12 protein-coding genes are annotated in these 12697 nt (G+C 61.7%); 8 read left to right on the forward strand and 4 right to left on the reverse strand.

The features are described 5' to 3' along the window. Window positions 1-140 precede the first annotated feature (140 nt). The 5 genes from KHO33_RS17865 to otsA all read left to right on the forward strand — a co-directional run bounded on the left by KHO33_RS17865 (window position 141) and on the right by otsA (window position 5527). Window positions 141-305: an FmdB family zinc ribbon protein gene (locus KHO33_RS17865; protein WP_093642035.1), complete on the forward strand. Its 165-nt coding sequence runs from the start codon at window positions 141-143 to the stop codon at window positions 303-305. 10 nt (window positions 306-315) lie between these two features. Next, complete coding sequence (locus tag KHO33_RS17870; RefSeq protein WP_200565435.1) at window positions 316-1605, forward strand: MFS transporter; 1290 nt, start codon at window positions 316-318, stop codon at window positions 1603-1605. Then, the gene (locus KHO33_RS17875; protein WP_234480587.1) at window positions 1602-2978 is read left to right on the forward strand and encodes a winged helix-turn-helix domain-containing protein; all 1377 of its coding nucleotides are present in this window, start codon (window positions 1602-1604) and stop codon (window positions 2976-2978) included. The genes KHO33_RS17870 and KHO33_RS17875 overlap by 4 nt, the downstream gene beginning before the upstream one ends. Next, a complete protein-coding gene (locus KHO33_RS42125) occupies window positions 2975-3361 on the forward strand; it encodes a hypothetical protein (RefSeq protein ID WP_234480588.1) in 387 nt (128 codons plus the stop codon). Before KHO33_RS17875 ends, KHO33_RS42125 begins: the two co-directional genes overlap by 4 nt. Window positions 3362-4099: 738 nt before the next feature. Further along, window positions 4100-5527 carry an alpha,alpha-trehalose-phosphate synthase (UDP-forming) gene (gene otsA, locus KHO33_RS17880; RefSeq protein ID WP_200565410.1) on the forward strand — a complete coding sequence of 476 codons (1428 nt, stop codon included), beginning with the start codon at window positions 4100-4102 and terminating at the stop codon, window positions 5525-5527. Window positions 5528-5580: 53 nt separating this feature from the next. On the opposite strand, the gene KHO33_RS17885 is transcribed toward otsA, so the two are convergent. Together KHO33_RS17885 and KHO33_RS17890 are read right to left on the reverse strand one after the other, a co-directional pair. Beyond that, window positions 5581-6726 carry an alpha-hydroxy acid oxidase gene (locus KHO33_RS17885; protein WP_200565411.1) on the reverse strand — a complete coding sequence of 382 codons (1146 nt, stop codon included), beginning with the start codon at window positions 6724-6726 and terminating at the stop codon, window positions 5581-5583. An 87-nt stretch (window positions 6727-6813) separates the two neighbouring features. After that, entirely contained in the window at window positions 6814-8049 is a 1236-nt protein-coding gene (locus tag KHO33_RS17890; protein WP_200565412.1) for a YbfB/YjiJ family MFS transporter, read from the reverse strand. Between the two features lie 258 nt (window positions 8050-8307). Here KHO33_RS17890 and KHO33_RS17895 point away from each other — a divergent pair, with 258 nt between their 5' ends. The 3 genes from KHO33_RS17895 (at window position 8308) to KHO33_RS17905 (ending at window position 10429) form a co-directional block, all read left to right on the forward strand. After that, a complete protein-coding gene (locus tag KHO33_RS17895) occupies window positions 8308-8973 on the forward strand; it encodes a nitroreductase family protein (protein ID WP_200565413.1) in 666 nt (221 codons plus the stop codon). Between the two features lie 127 nt (window positions 8974-9100). Continuing rightward, the gene (locus KHO33_RS17900; protein ID WP_054035590.1) at window positions 9101-9580 is read left to right on the forward strand and encodes a hypothetical protein; all 480 of its coding nucleotides are present in this window, start codon (window positions 9101-9103) and stop codon (window positions 9578-9580) included. A gap of 12 nt (window positions 9581-9592) precedes the next feature. Continuing rightward, window positions 9593-10429, forward strand: coding sequence for a 4'-phosphopantetheinyl transferase family protein (locus KHO33_RS17905; protein ID WP_234480589.1), 837 nt, complete (start codon window positions 9593-9595; stop codon window positions 10427-10429). On the opposite strand, the gene KHO33_RS17910 is transcribed toward KHO33_RS17905, so the two are convergent. Together KHO33_RS17910 and KHO33_RS17915 are read right to left on the reverse strand one after the other, a co-directional pair. Continuing rightward, a complete protein-coding gene (locus KHO33_RS17910) occupies window positions 10426-11124 on the reverse strand; it encodes a 4'-phosphopantetheinyl transferase family protein (RefSeq protein ID WP_200565414.1) in 699 nt (232 codons plus the stop codon). The two genes, KHO33_RS17905 and KHO33_RS17910, sit on opposite strands and share 4 nt — an antisense overlap. 81 nt (window positions 11125-11205) lie before the next feature. Then, window positions 11206-12534, reverse strand: a complete 1329-nt coding sequence (locus KHO33_RS17915; protein ID WP_200565415.1) for an MFS transporter — start codon at window positions 12532-12534, stop codon at window positions 11206-11208. Between the last annotated feature and the right edge of the window lie 163 nt (window positions 12535-12697).

The raw sequence follows: 12697 nt of genomic DNA on the forward strand, positions 1-12697 counted from the left end.
TCGTAGTCACCAGCGCGCACTGCCTACGATGAGACGCATGACTGCGCATTTGCTGCACTAGAATTCATTTTCAGACTACCGGAAAGCGCTGGCGAGCCGTAGCTGGCCAACGCAGGTGGGATTCGTGCTGGAGAAGCGCAATGCCGACGTACCAATATCGTTGTGAAAAATGTGGCGAGTTATTCGAACACGCTGAACATCTCGCGGAACATGAGGTCGCCCATCCGCGTTGCCCGAAATGCGGAAGCGAGACGTGTCAGCACGTACCGACACCATTTGTCGCCAAGACGTCCCGAAAGAGCTGAGATCTGCTCCTTGAGCCCCCGCCAACGCTGGATGATTTTCGTCGCGAGCACAGGCGGCGCCCTCGAGGTATTCGATTTCGCCGTCTACGGATTTTTCGCACAAAGCATTGGCCGCGAATTCTTCCCGGCACGAATAGGTGTGCCCGCGGAGACACTGTCGTTCGCTGTTCTGGCTGCCGGTTCCATGTCGAGGCTCGTGGGCGGCATCTTTCTCGGCCGGCTCGGCGACAAGTACGGCCGGCGCATTGTTTTCACCTCGTCGGCGATGGTCGCTGCTGTGTCGACCTTGCTCATTGGAATACTTCCTTCATACGAATCACTGGGTGTTGCCGCGCCAACGCTCCTGGTTCTGCTGCGAATCACACAGGGTCTGTGCCTTGGCGGTGAATTGCCGGGCGCGGTCATCTATGCCGTCGAAACAGCGCACGCAAGACCCGGGATCTTGTGCGGCATGGTGTTTCTCGCTGTCAATATTGCGCTGATGCTTGCCATCAGCATCAATCTCAGCGTGCAGATGATTTTTACTTCGGATCAGGTCCACGCTTTTGGCTGGCGGATCGGCTTTCTGGTTGGTGGTCTTCTAGGTCTGCTGAGTTTCGTTGTGCGGCGCACGTTGGCGGAAACCGACGAATATGCGGGGAGAATGAGCGCCCGGCATCGGGAGCCGCTTGCTGTTCTGTTCCGCAAGCATGCCGCGTCCGTGCTGACGGGCGTCGCTGCGGCCTCACTGGTAGGGGCGTCGAGTGGTCTCTTCGTGGCGCACATGCCAGCCTATCTTCAGACGCTGCACTATGACCCGCGGAAGATTACAAACGCCCAGGCCCTGTATGTGGCCGCCATCTCGGGCTGCATCCTCGTCACAGCGTACTTCGGCGAGCTGTTGTCGCGACGTTATGTCTTCATGACCGGGGCCGTACTGTCGGCGCTGTTCGCCCCCTTCTTTTACGTTGAGGTGACCCGTCATCAAGCCAGCTTGCCCCTGCTCTTTCTGATGGCCGGTGTCGTCGCTTCGTTTGCAAATGGAACCTACGCGTGTGCGATTGCGGAGATGTTTCCCGTCGACGTGCGATTCAGCGGCCTCGCCACCGCCATGAATGTCGGTCTGGCCGCGCCGATGGCAATGGCGCCGCTCGCCGCAAGCATTCTTGCAGCCACGACGAACTGGGCATTTTCACCCGCGCTTGTCATGGTGCTTTGCGCGACCTTCGCATTCGTTGCGTCGTTCCGAATGAAGCGTCACCGCGAGGAGGCCGCAAGCGTCAAAATGGGCAATGAGTCGCTGCTGCAGGAGCGCAAATGAATCCTCAGGAGTTCGTCAGGATTGGCGGCACCGAACTCGATATCCAGCGCTACGAATTGCGTCGGGCTGGACAGCAGATCCCTCTCGAGCGCCTGCCGATGGAGTTGCTGATCCTGATGGCATCCCGCGACGGACAACTTGTGACGCGCGCGGACATCGTCAGGGCGCTATGGGGCGGTAACGCTTTTCGCGAAACGGACAACAGCATTAATACAGCAGTTAGAAAAATCCGGATTGCGCTAGATGAAAATCCCGATCACCCAGTGCATCTGACTACAGTCAAGGGGAAGGGGTATCGCCTGAACGGTACGCGGACTTTCTCCGAAGAACCTTCGCATATTCCCGTGGAAGCGGTTCGCGTGCTGGTGCTGCCCTTCGAAAACAAGACCGGCGATTCAAGCGAGGACAGTCTCTGCGACGCGCTCGCAGACGAGACCTCCGCCAACATCGGAGTGCTCAATCCCGAGCGGATTCTCGTGATTGCGAGGACAACGGCCGCCCGCTACCGGCGGGTGAACAAGAGCATCGCGGAGATCGCGCACGAGCTGTCAGTCGACTATGTACTCGAAGGTTCGCTGACACGGGACGCAGGACGGGTTCGCATCCTGGCGCAACTGATCCGCTGTGTCGATCAGGTGCAGATCTGGAGCCGCGCGCATGAGCCGATGACACGCGGCGCACTGGATATCCAGAAAGAGGTCGGAACCGCCCTTGCCCAGGAAGTCTCGCCGGCGCTCGCGCAACAGCAGCAACACATGCTCGCAAGGCGTCTGCCGGTCGATCCGTTGGCGCACGATGCCTACCTGCGTGGCCGATACTTCTGGACCCGGCGCGTTCATTTCGATGCGGGATTCGCCGCACATCATGCGTTAAATGACGAGGACTTCATTCGCGCGCGGAGCTATTTCGAAAGTGCAGTCGATCGGGACCCGACTTACGCGCTCGGCTACGTCGGCTTGTCGAATATCTTCGGCTCGACCGCCACGCATGGGTTCTATGCGCCGTCGCAGGGCTACCCTAAAGCGCGCGAATCGGCACTTCGCGCCCTCGCGCTCGACGCAAATCTTCCGGAGGCTCACCAGGCGCTTGCCGGTGTGCACTACTTCTACGACTGGGACTGGCAGCGCGCGGAAGCCGAGTTTCTGAAGGCATTGCGGCTCAACCCGAGCCATGCGGAAACCAGCCGCCTGTACGGACGACTTCTACTGGTGCTCGGGCGGGAAGCAGAAGGAAGAGCGCAGTTCGAGCTCGCCGAGAGTGTCGACCCACTGGGGTGCGAAGGGTCGCGCGTATTCGGTCTCATACAGTCGGGCAGATACGAGGAAGTGATCCGCGAGTATCTCACAGCCGGCACGGGAATAGATCGCCGTTGATCTACCAGTTGCTGGCTACTGCATTTGAAGTCCAGGGGCAGCACGAAGAGGCGATCGAAGCGACCGTCGATGCATTGACACGTTGCAACGAGTTTGCCCGCGCGGCGTCCATTCGAGCGATCTGGGACTCGGGTGGCTATCAGAAGGTTCTGCAGTGGTATCTGCAGGATTTACAGGCAAGGAGCCGAACGCGCTATACATCGCCGCTCCTGTTTGCGGAATTGTACGCACGCCTCGCACAAGCAGACGAGATGTTTCACTGGCTCGAGGTCGCGGTTGCCGAGCGCTCGCCACGACTATGTGAACTGCGCACTAATCCATGGTTCCTGCACTTTCGGTCGACAGGGCGGTTCCGGAAAGTCGAAAAGCATGTTGGTTACTGATCGGGCAGTCGTGGCAAAGCCCGGAAGTAATCCTTGCATGCGGCTTGTCGACTGGATTCCGTTGAGCCCGCGCACACACCGTCATACGTCGTGCGTATGACGCCTTTCGGCGTGAATACCGATTTGCGGCGCGGGCTGCCGGTTCGTCATTTGCCGTGGTAGAGCCCGTTCCGCAAGCGGCTTTGTTCTCCGCTTTGCTGTGAACGAATGAGCTCCTGGCTCACCTGTTGTCGCGAGAGCGCCGCTGTGGATCCTGATTCGCCTGTCGACGAGCTGATTGTGCCGCCGACATCCTGAGCGGCAGGTGGTGTTGCAGACTGCACCGGGTTGTCTTGCGCCCACACTTGTCCAAGCGAGAGGGCGGCGGCGCACGTCACTACGAGTCGAAGTGTTTTCATGTTGACTGACTCCAGCAAGGTCATGCGGACACGGTCAACAGACGAACAGACGGTTGGCCGCAATGGCGTTTCGAACGATTTCGCGCGTAGCGTCCCGTTCGTAGCGCTTGCCTCATGTTGCGGTCTGACTGCAGAAATCACTATCGAGGCAATCTGAAGAAATCGTTAACTTGCACGGCCCCGCGCACATGCGAGGCAGCAGGAGCGAAGCGTTCAGGTGCAGCGCAGTCGTAAGCATGTGCTGAGGACAGAGTAAACTGCGTCAATCAGGAAGTGATCCTTGTCCGGCACGGCTGGCCGCGCCGGATATCGCAAATGGAAGCAACAACACAAGGACCTCATGAGCCGTCTCGTCGTCGTTTCAAATCGCACTGCCGACCCTCGCAAGCCCGCAGCCGGCGGACTCGCCGTAGCGGTACGAGAAAGCCTCCAACAAACCGGCGGCCTCTGGTTCGGCTGGAGCGGCAAGATCCGCGAAGCCGCGGATGGCACGCAATCCGGCCAGGGGGAAGTTCATGTCCAAACGGCCGGCAACGTCACGCTCGCGACGCTCGATCTGAGCCGCGAGGATCACGACACGTATTACCTCGGTTACTCCAACGATGTCCTGTGGCCGGTATTCCACTACCGGCTGGACCTGGCCAATTTCGACACGCGATTCGCAGCAGGCTATCGCAGGGTCAACCAGTTATTCGCGCAAAAGCTGCTGCCGCTCCTGAAGCCGGACGACCTCATCTGGGTTCATGATTACCAGTTGATCCCGCTCGCGGCCGAGTTGCGCGCCATGGGCTGCACCAACCGCATTGGCTTCTTCCTGCATATTCCGATGCCGCCGCCGCTGATCATGGCCGCGATTCCGGAACACGAATGGCTGATGCGCTCGCTCTTCGCATACGATCTGGTGGGCTTCCAGAGCGAAGCCGACCTGACGCATTTTTCTCACTACGTCGAATCGGAAGCGCACGCGCAACGCTTGAGTCCGGATCGCCTTCGGGCATTCAATCGAACGCTGCGGGTCGGTGCCTATCCCATCGGCATCGACGTCGACGATTTCAAGCGTCTTGCCGACTCGAAGGAAGGGCGCGACATGTTCGTGCGGATGCGCGACGAGTATTCGCGGCGGCGATTGCTGGTGGGTGTCGACCGGCTGGACTACTCGAAAGGGCTGCCGCAACGCGTGCATGCTTTCCGCGAACTGCTGACCTACTACCCGGAAAACCGCGATAGCGCGACGCTGATCCAGATCGCGTCCCCCAGCCGCGAGGACGTCGGCGCCTACGACAATCTGCGGCGGCAGATGGATAGCCTGTGCGGCGCGATCAATGGCGACTTTGGTGAACTGGACTGGATGCCGGTGCGCTACATTCATCGGAACGTGGCCCGTAAGCGCCTGCCGGGTCTTTTTCGCGCGAGTCGCGTGGCGCTCGTCACGCCTTTGCGGGACGGCATGAATCTGGTCGCAAAGGAATTCATCGCCGCACAAGACGCTGCCGACCCGGGCATGTTGGTGCTCTCGCGTTTTGCGGGAGCCGCGGAGCAATTGAAGGAAGCGCTGCTGGTCAATCCCTACGACACGCAAGGAACGGCGCAGGCCATTCAGCGGGCGCTAACCATGTCGCTTGATGAGCGGATCAATCGGCATGAAGCGCTTCTTAACCGCATCCGCAAGTTCGATGTGCACTGGTGGAGTTCGACGTTTCTGCAAACGCTGGAAGACTGCGAGCCGAATGAAGTGGCGGAGAACGGCACAGGCCGGACATCTGGCTGAACGCCGCCAAGCGCCAGACGTCAGACGTCACGCCTGGCGTCTGTCTTCACCGTTCACCGCCTGTCAGGCAGCAAGATCCGCTCGTCCACCTGACGGATGTCGGTGTGCCCGCAAAAGGCCATGGTGATGTCCAGTTCCTTCTGGATGATCTGCAGGCACGTGGTAACACCCTCCTCTCCCATTGCGCCCAGCCCATAGAGGAAGCTGCGGCCGATCAGCGTGCCTTTCGCGCCGAGCGCAACGGCCTTCAACACGTCCTGTCCGCTGCGGATGCCGCCATCCATCCACACTTCGATGCGCGAGCCGACCTCGCGCGCGATCTCGGGGAGCGCCGAGATCGAAGAAGGCGCGCCGTCAAGTTGTCGGCCGCCATGGTTGGAGACGATCAACGCGTCAGCGCCGCTTTCGGCGGCAAGGCGCGCATCTTCGACATCCATAATGCCTTTCAGAATGAGTTTGCCGCCCCACATCTTCTTGACCCACTCGACGTCTGCCCAGCTCAGCGCCGGATCGAACTGTTCGGCGGTCCACGAACTCAGGGACGACAGATCGCCCACGCCCTTCGCATGACCGACGATGTTGCCAAACGTGCGCCGCTTGGTGCCGAGCATGCCGAGGCACCAGCGCGGTTTGGTCGCGAGATTGATGAGGTTCGCGGGAGTCAATTTGGGCGGCGCTGACAAGCCGTTCTTGATGTCCTTGTGGCGTTGGCCGAGGATCTGCAGGTCCAGCGTCAGCATCAAGGCGCTGCACCGTGCCGCGCGGGCGCGCTCGATCAGCCGCATGATGAAATCGCGGTCGCGCATCATGTAAAGCTGGAACCAGAACGGTTGGGTGGTCTGGGCGGCCACGTCCTCGATCGAGCAGATGCTCATGGTGGACAAGGTGAACGGCACGCCGAATTTCTCCGCCGCGCGTGCCGCGAGGATTTCACCGTCGGCATGCTGCATGCCGGTCAACCCCGTCGGTGCGAGCGCCACGGGCATGGCGGCCGCCTGCCCGATCATTTCCGTGTGCGTGCTGCGGCCCGCCATGTTGACCGCCACGCGCTGGCGCAACTTCAGGCGTTGGAAGTCGCTTTCATTGGCGCGGTAGGTACTTTCGGTCCACGAACCACTATCGGCGTAGTCGTAGAACATGCGCGGCACACGCCGCTCGGCAAGCACGCGTAAATCTTCGATGCAGGTGATGACAGGCACGGTTTCTCTCAGCGCAAGGAACAAGCGATGAGTGTACGTGCTTAAGACAGTAGCCTGGTACTCCGGGAATACCTGGGGATCGTTCAGTCAGGCGCCGCGTAACGGCTTCTGGCAGGCCGCCAGCACCGCACCGGCCGCAAGCAGCAACGCGGAATAGACCAGCCCCCGTGCGAGACCCGCGCCGTCCGAGACCCAGCCGATGATCATCGGCCCCACGATCTGTCCGAACGCGAACACGATCGTGAACGCGCTAATGCCCTTGCCCCAGTGGCTCGCCGGCAGATTGTGGCGAACGAAAGCCGTGGTCGATGCCACGGCGGAGAGAAACGTCGCGCCGAACAGCACGCCGGAGACAAACGCCACCCACGGTTGCGTGAACAACGCGGGCAACAGCGTCGCCACTGCGAGCAACGCGTTGAGTATCGCGAGCGCGTGGCCGCCGCGCATGCGGTCGAGCAAAGTGGACCACAGGCGTGCTGAAACGACCGTCGCCACGCCTAACAGCAAGTAGAAGCCCGTCACCACCGCCGCGCTCATGCCCGCGTTGCGCAACAGCGCGACGATGAACGTCATGTAGCCGATATAGCCGACGCCGAACAATCCATAGCCTGCCAGTGCGGGGCTGAAACGCGGCCAACGTGGCGCGTCGGCGGTATCGGAAGCATCCGCGGTCGAGGCCCGAATCGTGTGCACGCTTTCGATTTTTCTCGCGGCGCCGATGGCGATCGCGGAGAACGCAGCGCACGCCACTGCCAATGCGAACCACGCGAACTGCCAGCCGTGCACGACGTTGAAAATCGTCAATGGCACCAGCACCGACGAAGCGACGATGCCCCACCCCGTCCCGCCGTAATACAAGCCGAGCACGAGCCCCGCATCGTGCGGTCTCGCCGAAGCAAGCCGCGCCGCCAGCACGCCGCCGCTGACGAAAACCGCCGCACTGCTTACGCCGGTGATCACGCGCAACACGAGTAGCGAATGCGTGTCGTCCAGCAGACCGCTGATGGCCATCAGCAGCGCCGTGGCCACACAGCCAGCGCCAAACAAGGCACCGGCCGACCAGCGGCGTGCGAGCCGCGGATAAGCCAGCGCGCCCAGCAGATAGCCCAGCGCGTTGGCGGTATTCATCGCGCCGGCTTGAGCAAAGCTCCAGCCGAGGTCGAGTTTCATCGAGGGCAACAGCAACGCGTAGGCGAAGCGCGCGAGGCCCAGCGCGATCGCGCTGCCTAAGGACAGGCCGGCGGCCAGCATCAAGGTGGGGAAGCGCTGCGCCGCCTCGGTGGGCGTGGCGGTCGATGCGGCGTCGAGAGATTTTGTTGGCATTGGCTAGCGTGGGTAGACAAGGATGCGGCAGGCTTGCTGCGGCATTTCGCCATCATATCTGGGGGCGCCCCGTTCGGCTGACGGTTAGTTGCGGAGCGGACGCCCGACGCTCGGCTGCAAAGCCTTCTGGCCGCGCGCGGCCGATGCCAAGCCTCCGTTTGATGCTTCGTCCAATTCATTTTCTAAATGAGAATGATTTGCATTTACGTGGAAATTAGCTCATCATTCAGCCCATGCCATCAGACGAATACCGAAATCATGATCACAGTCGACCTCAGCCGCCCCGAAACCGAAAGCGAACGCACAGCCGCCGCGACGCCTGACACCGCCGCCGGATCGAAGGCGACGGCTGCGCTTGAAGTGCTGCTGTCGCGCCAGTCCCACTGGCCGCTCACCGAGCCGGCCCCGGCCGACTCGGAGCTCGATCTGATCTTCGATGCCGCCTTGCGCGCGCCCGATCACGGCAATCTGCGGCCGTGGCGCTTCGTCACGATCCGCGGCGACGCACGCGGCCCGCTCGGCGACGTGCTGGTCGACCTCGCCTGCGCCCGTTCGCCAGGCGAGCCGCGCTCCGCGCATGCGCATCGGCGGCAGAAGGCCTACGCGGCGCCGATCGTGATCGCGCTCGGCGCGGCAATCTCGTCCCAATCGACCGTGCCCGAGACCGAGCAATTGCTGGCGGTCGGCGCGGCGACGATGAACATGCTGAATGCGATCCACGCGCTCGGCTACGGCGGCTTCTGGGCCACGGGCGCCGACAGCTATGAGGCGCAATTGCACGACGCGCTGGGTTTCGCGCCGAACGAGCGATTGCTCGGTTTCCTCTTTGTCGGCACGCCGAAAAACCCGGGCCAAGCAACGGCACGCCCGGCACGCAGCGAACACGTGCGCGAATGGCTGCCGCCGCAGCCGGCCAAAAATTGAAACAAGCACCTGGCGCAAGCACCGCGTCACCGCCTATCCGTCGCGAGCGACAAGCGCTGGCCTGCGACGTGGCCTCCTCCGATCAGGCCGGCGCGACTCATTGGACCGTGTCCATTCAGGAGCCTCGATGAACTTCCGCTCTCAATACAGCAGCCGTCCCGAACTGGTCGACGATCACGTCACGGATTCCACCGATGCGCCCGATCGTACGGTCCTCAGCGCCGTGCGCACCTGGCTGCGGCCGGCGTGTGAAACCGTGCGCGGCGGAGTGCACTGGCGCGACATCCTGACCGGCGTGGGCTTGCGGCAAGACGGCATCGAACATTTCGATCTGCTGATGCGTTCGCTGATGCACGTGTCCTATCGTCCGCTCGACATGCGATGCCGCTGCGCCAGCGATCTCGGCAAGGACGAAGCCGTGATCCTGCAAACCATCGCGCTGCTGCAAAAGACGCACAGCGGCGCGGCATTGCGCATGCTGAGCGAATGGCTGCCGGCGCCGGCCGTGAGTGGCGTGTTGAAGCTGATCCGCTGGTTCGCCATCGATCTGCTCGACGCCGGTGTCGAACTCGACGTGCAAGCGCGCCGCGTCACCTATATGCATTGAGGACCCGAGCGTATGCCGTCGGAACTCGCTTATCTCGCACCCTCGCGCGTGCGTGACAGCATCGACTCGCAGGCGACGAATAGCGCTAACGCCTTGCACGCCGATCAACCTGCTCAATCTGCTCGAACCGCACACGCGATCGTCAGCGCGGCCGCGCCGCAATTCGTCTCGTATCCGCTAACGCGGCACTATCCGCACCGCGTCGCGGCGCCTCGCGCGGGCGAGTTGCATTTGTGGCGGTTCCGCTGCGAATGGCTACCGGTGCCGGTGCAGGAAGGCGAAACGTGGATTTCGAAGGGAGAGCGCGAACGCGCACGGCTTCACCCGAATTCGGCGCTACGCAAACGCTTTGTCAGCGCACGCGTGGTGACGCGCTGGATCGTCGCGAATCTGTTCGACTGCGAGCCGCATGTGGTAGATCTGCAGGACGACGGCAGCGAGAAGCTGCGCGCCCGACACCCGCACGACGGCCGCGGCATCACAATCGATATCGCGTACGCCGGTATCTGGATCGTGATCGGCATTGCGTCGACAGCACTAGGTCTTAGCGTTGTTGTGCCCGCGCCGGGCGCCGTGCTTGACGAGGCTCAGGAAGCCTCACGCCAACGCGCGCGCTACGGCAGCTTGTGCAATGCGTTGCGCTATGCGCCTGTCGATATCGATCTGGATCTGCTCTCGAGCAATGCCGCATCCTGTGCGTTCGATCTTGCCGAACATGGCCGCTGGCATGTGCTCGATCTGCCGATGTCGGGCAAGATTCGCGCGGCGGTTGCACTCGCCCAGCCCGTCACGCACGTGCATGCAGTTGGATGGCCGAAGGCGTTGGCGTTTGGCGAACGAAACGTTTAGCGGGTGAAGGTTTTCGTCGACCACGCCACACATGCCGCATAGGCCTCAGGCGCCGCGATCCAGCGCGCGGTAATCTCCCGCATGTCATCCGGAATCACATTGCGTAGCGTCACCTCGGCGCTGTCACGCGGCAGCACGGTCAGATGCTGCAAGCCGCGCGCGATGCCCACGCCCGTCGTTTTGACGAGCGCTTCTTTGGCGACCCATGCGTCGTAAAACGCGGCGCGCTGCGCTTCAATATCGAGGTGGTCGATCCACGCCGCTTCGCTTGCGTCGAGCGTCAATGTCGTGATCGAATGCCAATCGAAGCTCTCGCCGCGATGTTCGATATCGACGCCGACACGCCGCTTGGACGACATCGCGATGAGCCCATGCGAGCCTGCATGCGATACGTTGAAGTCGAGCGTGTTGGAATCGGCTAGATGCGGGCGACGGTTTGCATCCAGCTTGAACCGAACCGCGTGCGCCGCGATGCCAAGATGCCACGCGAGTTGCTCGCGCAGCGCCACACGCACTGATGCGAAACGAAGCGCGTCTTCGTGACGGAGAAATTTGCCGGCTCGCGCGTGTTCGTCGTCGCTGAGTGCGGCGAAGGCAGCATCCTCCAAGGACGCGTCGAAAGCGAAATCGATTCGCCACAACGAAACGTCGGACGGGCAGTCATGCGGTAAGGGAACAGGTTCAACGGAATGCATTGCAGGTTCGGGCCTCACTCCTAAGAGTCGCAAGGAATATGCGTGACTCTACCCGATATGACGTCCGAACCCTTTCGATCTTTAGATCCGCTTCGCTTCCTTCGGCACGCCAATCAACAACGCCACGCCGCTGACGAACAGCAGCGCGGTCAGTACATACAACGCATTGTCCATGCTGCCCGTGTGCGTCTTGATCAGACCGATCACCCACGGGCTGACAATCCCGCTCGTAATACCGATGCTACTGATCAACGCAATGCCGGCCGCTACCGCAGTGCCGGACAGATAGCCCGACGGCACGGTCCAGAAAATCGGCAACGCCGCGAAGATCAGCACGGCCGCCAGCGAGAGAATCGCGAGCATCGCCGGAAAGCTGCTCAAATGCAGCGTCAGCAGAGACAGCGCAATGCCGCCGCCGATCGTGCACACCGCAAAGTGCCTGCGCCGTTCGCCACGACGATCCGAGTGCCGCGCAATCAGAATCAGGCCCACTGCGCCGACCGCATTCGGAATCACGGTGTACAGGCTGATCGCCAGCACATCGTGAATGCCGAAGTCGCGAATCATCAGCGGCATCCAGAAGTTCAGCGTCAGCGACGCGCAGGTGAGCGAGAAATAGATGAACGCGAACAGATAGACCCGCGGGTTACGCAGCGCTTCTATGACGGCACGCGATGAATGCGCGTCCGACGAAACGCGGCGATCTTCATCGCGCTGCGCGATCAGTTTCGCCTTCTCAGCGGCGTTGAGCCACGTTGCACGCTGCGGACCGTCAACCAGATAAAACGCGGCAAGCAGGCCGAGTACGATGGCCGGCGCACCTTCGATCACGAACATCCACTGCCAGCCGAACAGCCCCATCACGCCGCCCATATCGCGCATGATCCAGCCGGACACCAAGCCGCCGAGCACCCCCGCCACGGCGACGCCCGCAAAGAAAATCGACAGCACGGCTGCGCGCCGCCGCGCCGGATACCAGTAGGTCAGATACAGCACGATGCCGGGGAAGAACCCCGCTTCGAAAACGCCGAGCATGAAACGCAGCACGTAAAAGTGCGTGGGTTTCGACACCAGCATCATGCCGACCGATGCAATGCCCCACAGCAGCATGATCCGCGTGAAGGTCCGGCGCGCGCCGAAGCGCGCGAGCAGCATGTTGCTCGGCACTTCACACAACACGTAACCGATATAGAAGACCGCTGCGCCCAAACCGTACATGGCGTCGCTGAAACCGAGGTCGTGCTTCATCTGCAATTGCGCGAAGCCGATATTAATGCGGTCGAGAAACGACACTACGTAACACAGGAACAGAAACGGAATGATCCGCATCGAGACCTTGCGATATAACAGGTCGTCGTGCGCAGCAGCGGATGCGCCCGGCTCGAGCGCGGGGGCGAGGGATTGGCTCATCGGTTATCTCCAAACGTGAGGGTCCAACGGACCCGCTGGGTCCGGCGTCTTGATGCGCCGCGTTTCGGTTTTCTACTGGAACGGCATGCGGCGGTATCGATGCGTCGCGCGCCGTGGTGAATTGCGCGTGGCTCGAACGGCCACGCGCGTGCAGCGTTATATC

The sequence above is a fragment of the Paraburkholderia nemoris genome (genome assembly GCF_905221015.1).
GTDB lineage: Bacteria > Pseudomonadota > Gammaproteobacteria > Burkholderiales > Burkholderiaceae > Paraburkholderia > Paraburkholderia nemoris.

Bases quoted from the DNA above. Each gene is read 5' to 3' on its own strand.
- KHO33_RS17865 (WP_093642035.1), top strand. From the start codon at position 141: ATGCCGACGTACCAATATCGTTGTGAAAAATGTGGCGAGTTATTCGAA.
- KHO33_RS17915 (WP_200565415.1), bottom strand. From the start codon at position 12,534: ATGAGCCAATCCCTCGCCCCCGCGCTCGAGCCGGGCGCATCCGCTGCT.
- KHO33_RS17890 (WP_200565412.1), bottom strand. From the start codon at position 8,049: ATGCCAACAAAATCTCTCGACGCCGCATCGACCGCCACGCCCACCGAG.
- otsA (WP_200565410.1), top strand. From the start codon at position 4,100: ATGAGCCGTCTCGTCGTCGTTTCAAATCGCACTGCCGACCCTCGCAAG.
- KHO33_RS17900 (WP_054035590.1), top strand. From the start codon at position 9,101: ATGAACTTCCGCTCTCAATACAGCAGCCGTCCCGAACTGGTCGACGAT.
- KHO33_RS17910 (WP_200565414.1), bottom strand. From the start codon at position 11,124: ATGCATTCCGTTGAACCTGTTCCCTTACCGCATGACTGCCCGTCCGAC.
- KHO33_RS17905 (WP_234480589.1), top strand. From the start codon at position 9,593: ATGCCGTCGGAACTCGCTTATCTCGCACCCTCGCGCGTGCGTGACAGC.
- KHO33_RS17895 (WP_200565413.1), top strand. From the start codon at position 8,308: ATGATCACAGTCGACCTCAGCCGCCCCGAAACCGAAAGCGAACGCACA.
- KHO33_RS17875 (WP_234480587.1), top strand. From the start codon at position 1,602: ATGAATCCTCAGGAGTTCGTCAGGATTGGCGGCACCGAACTCGATATC.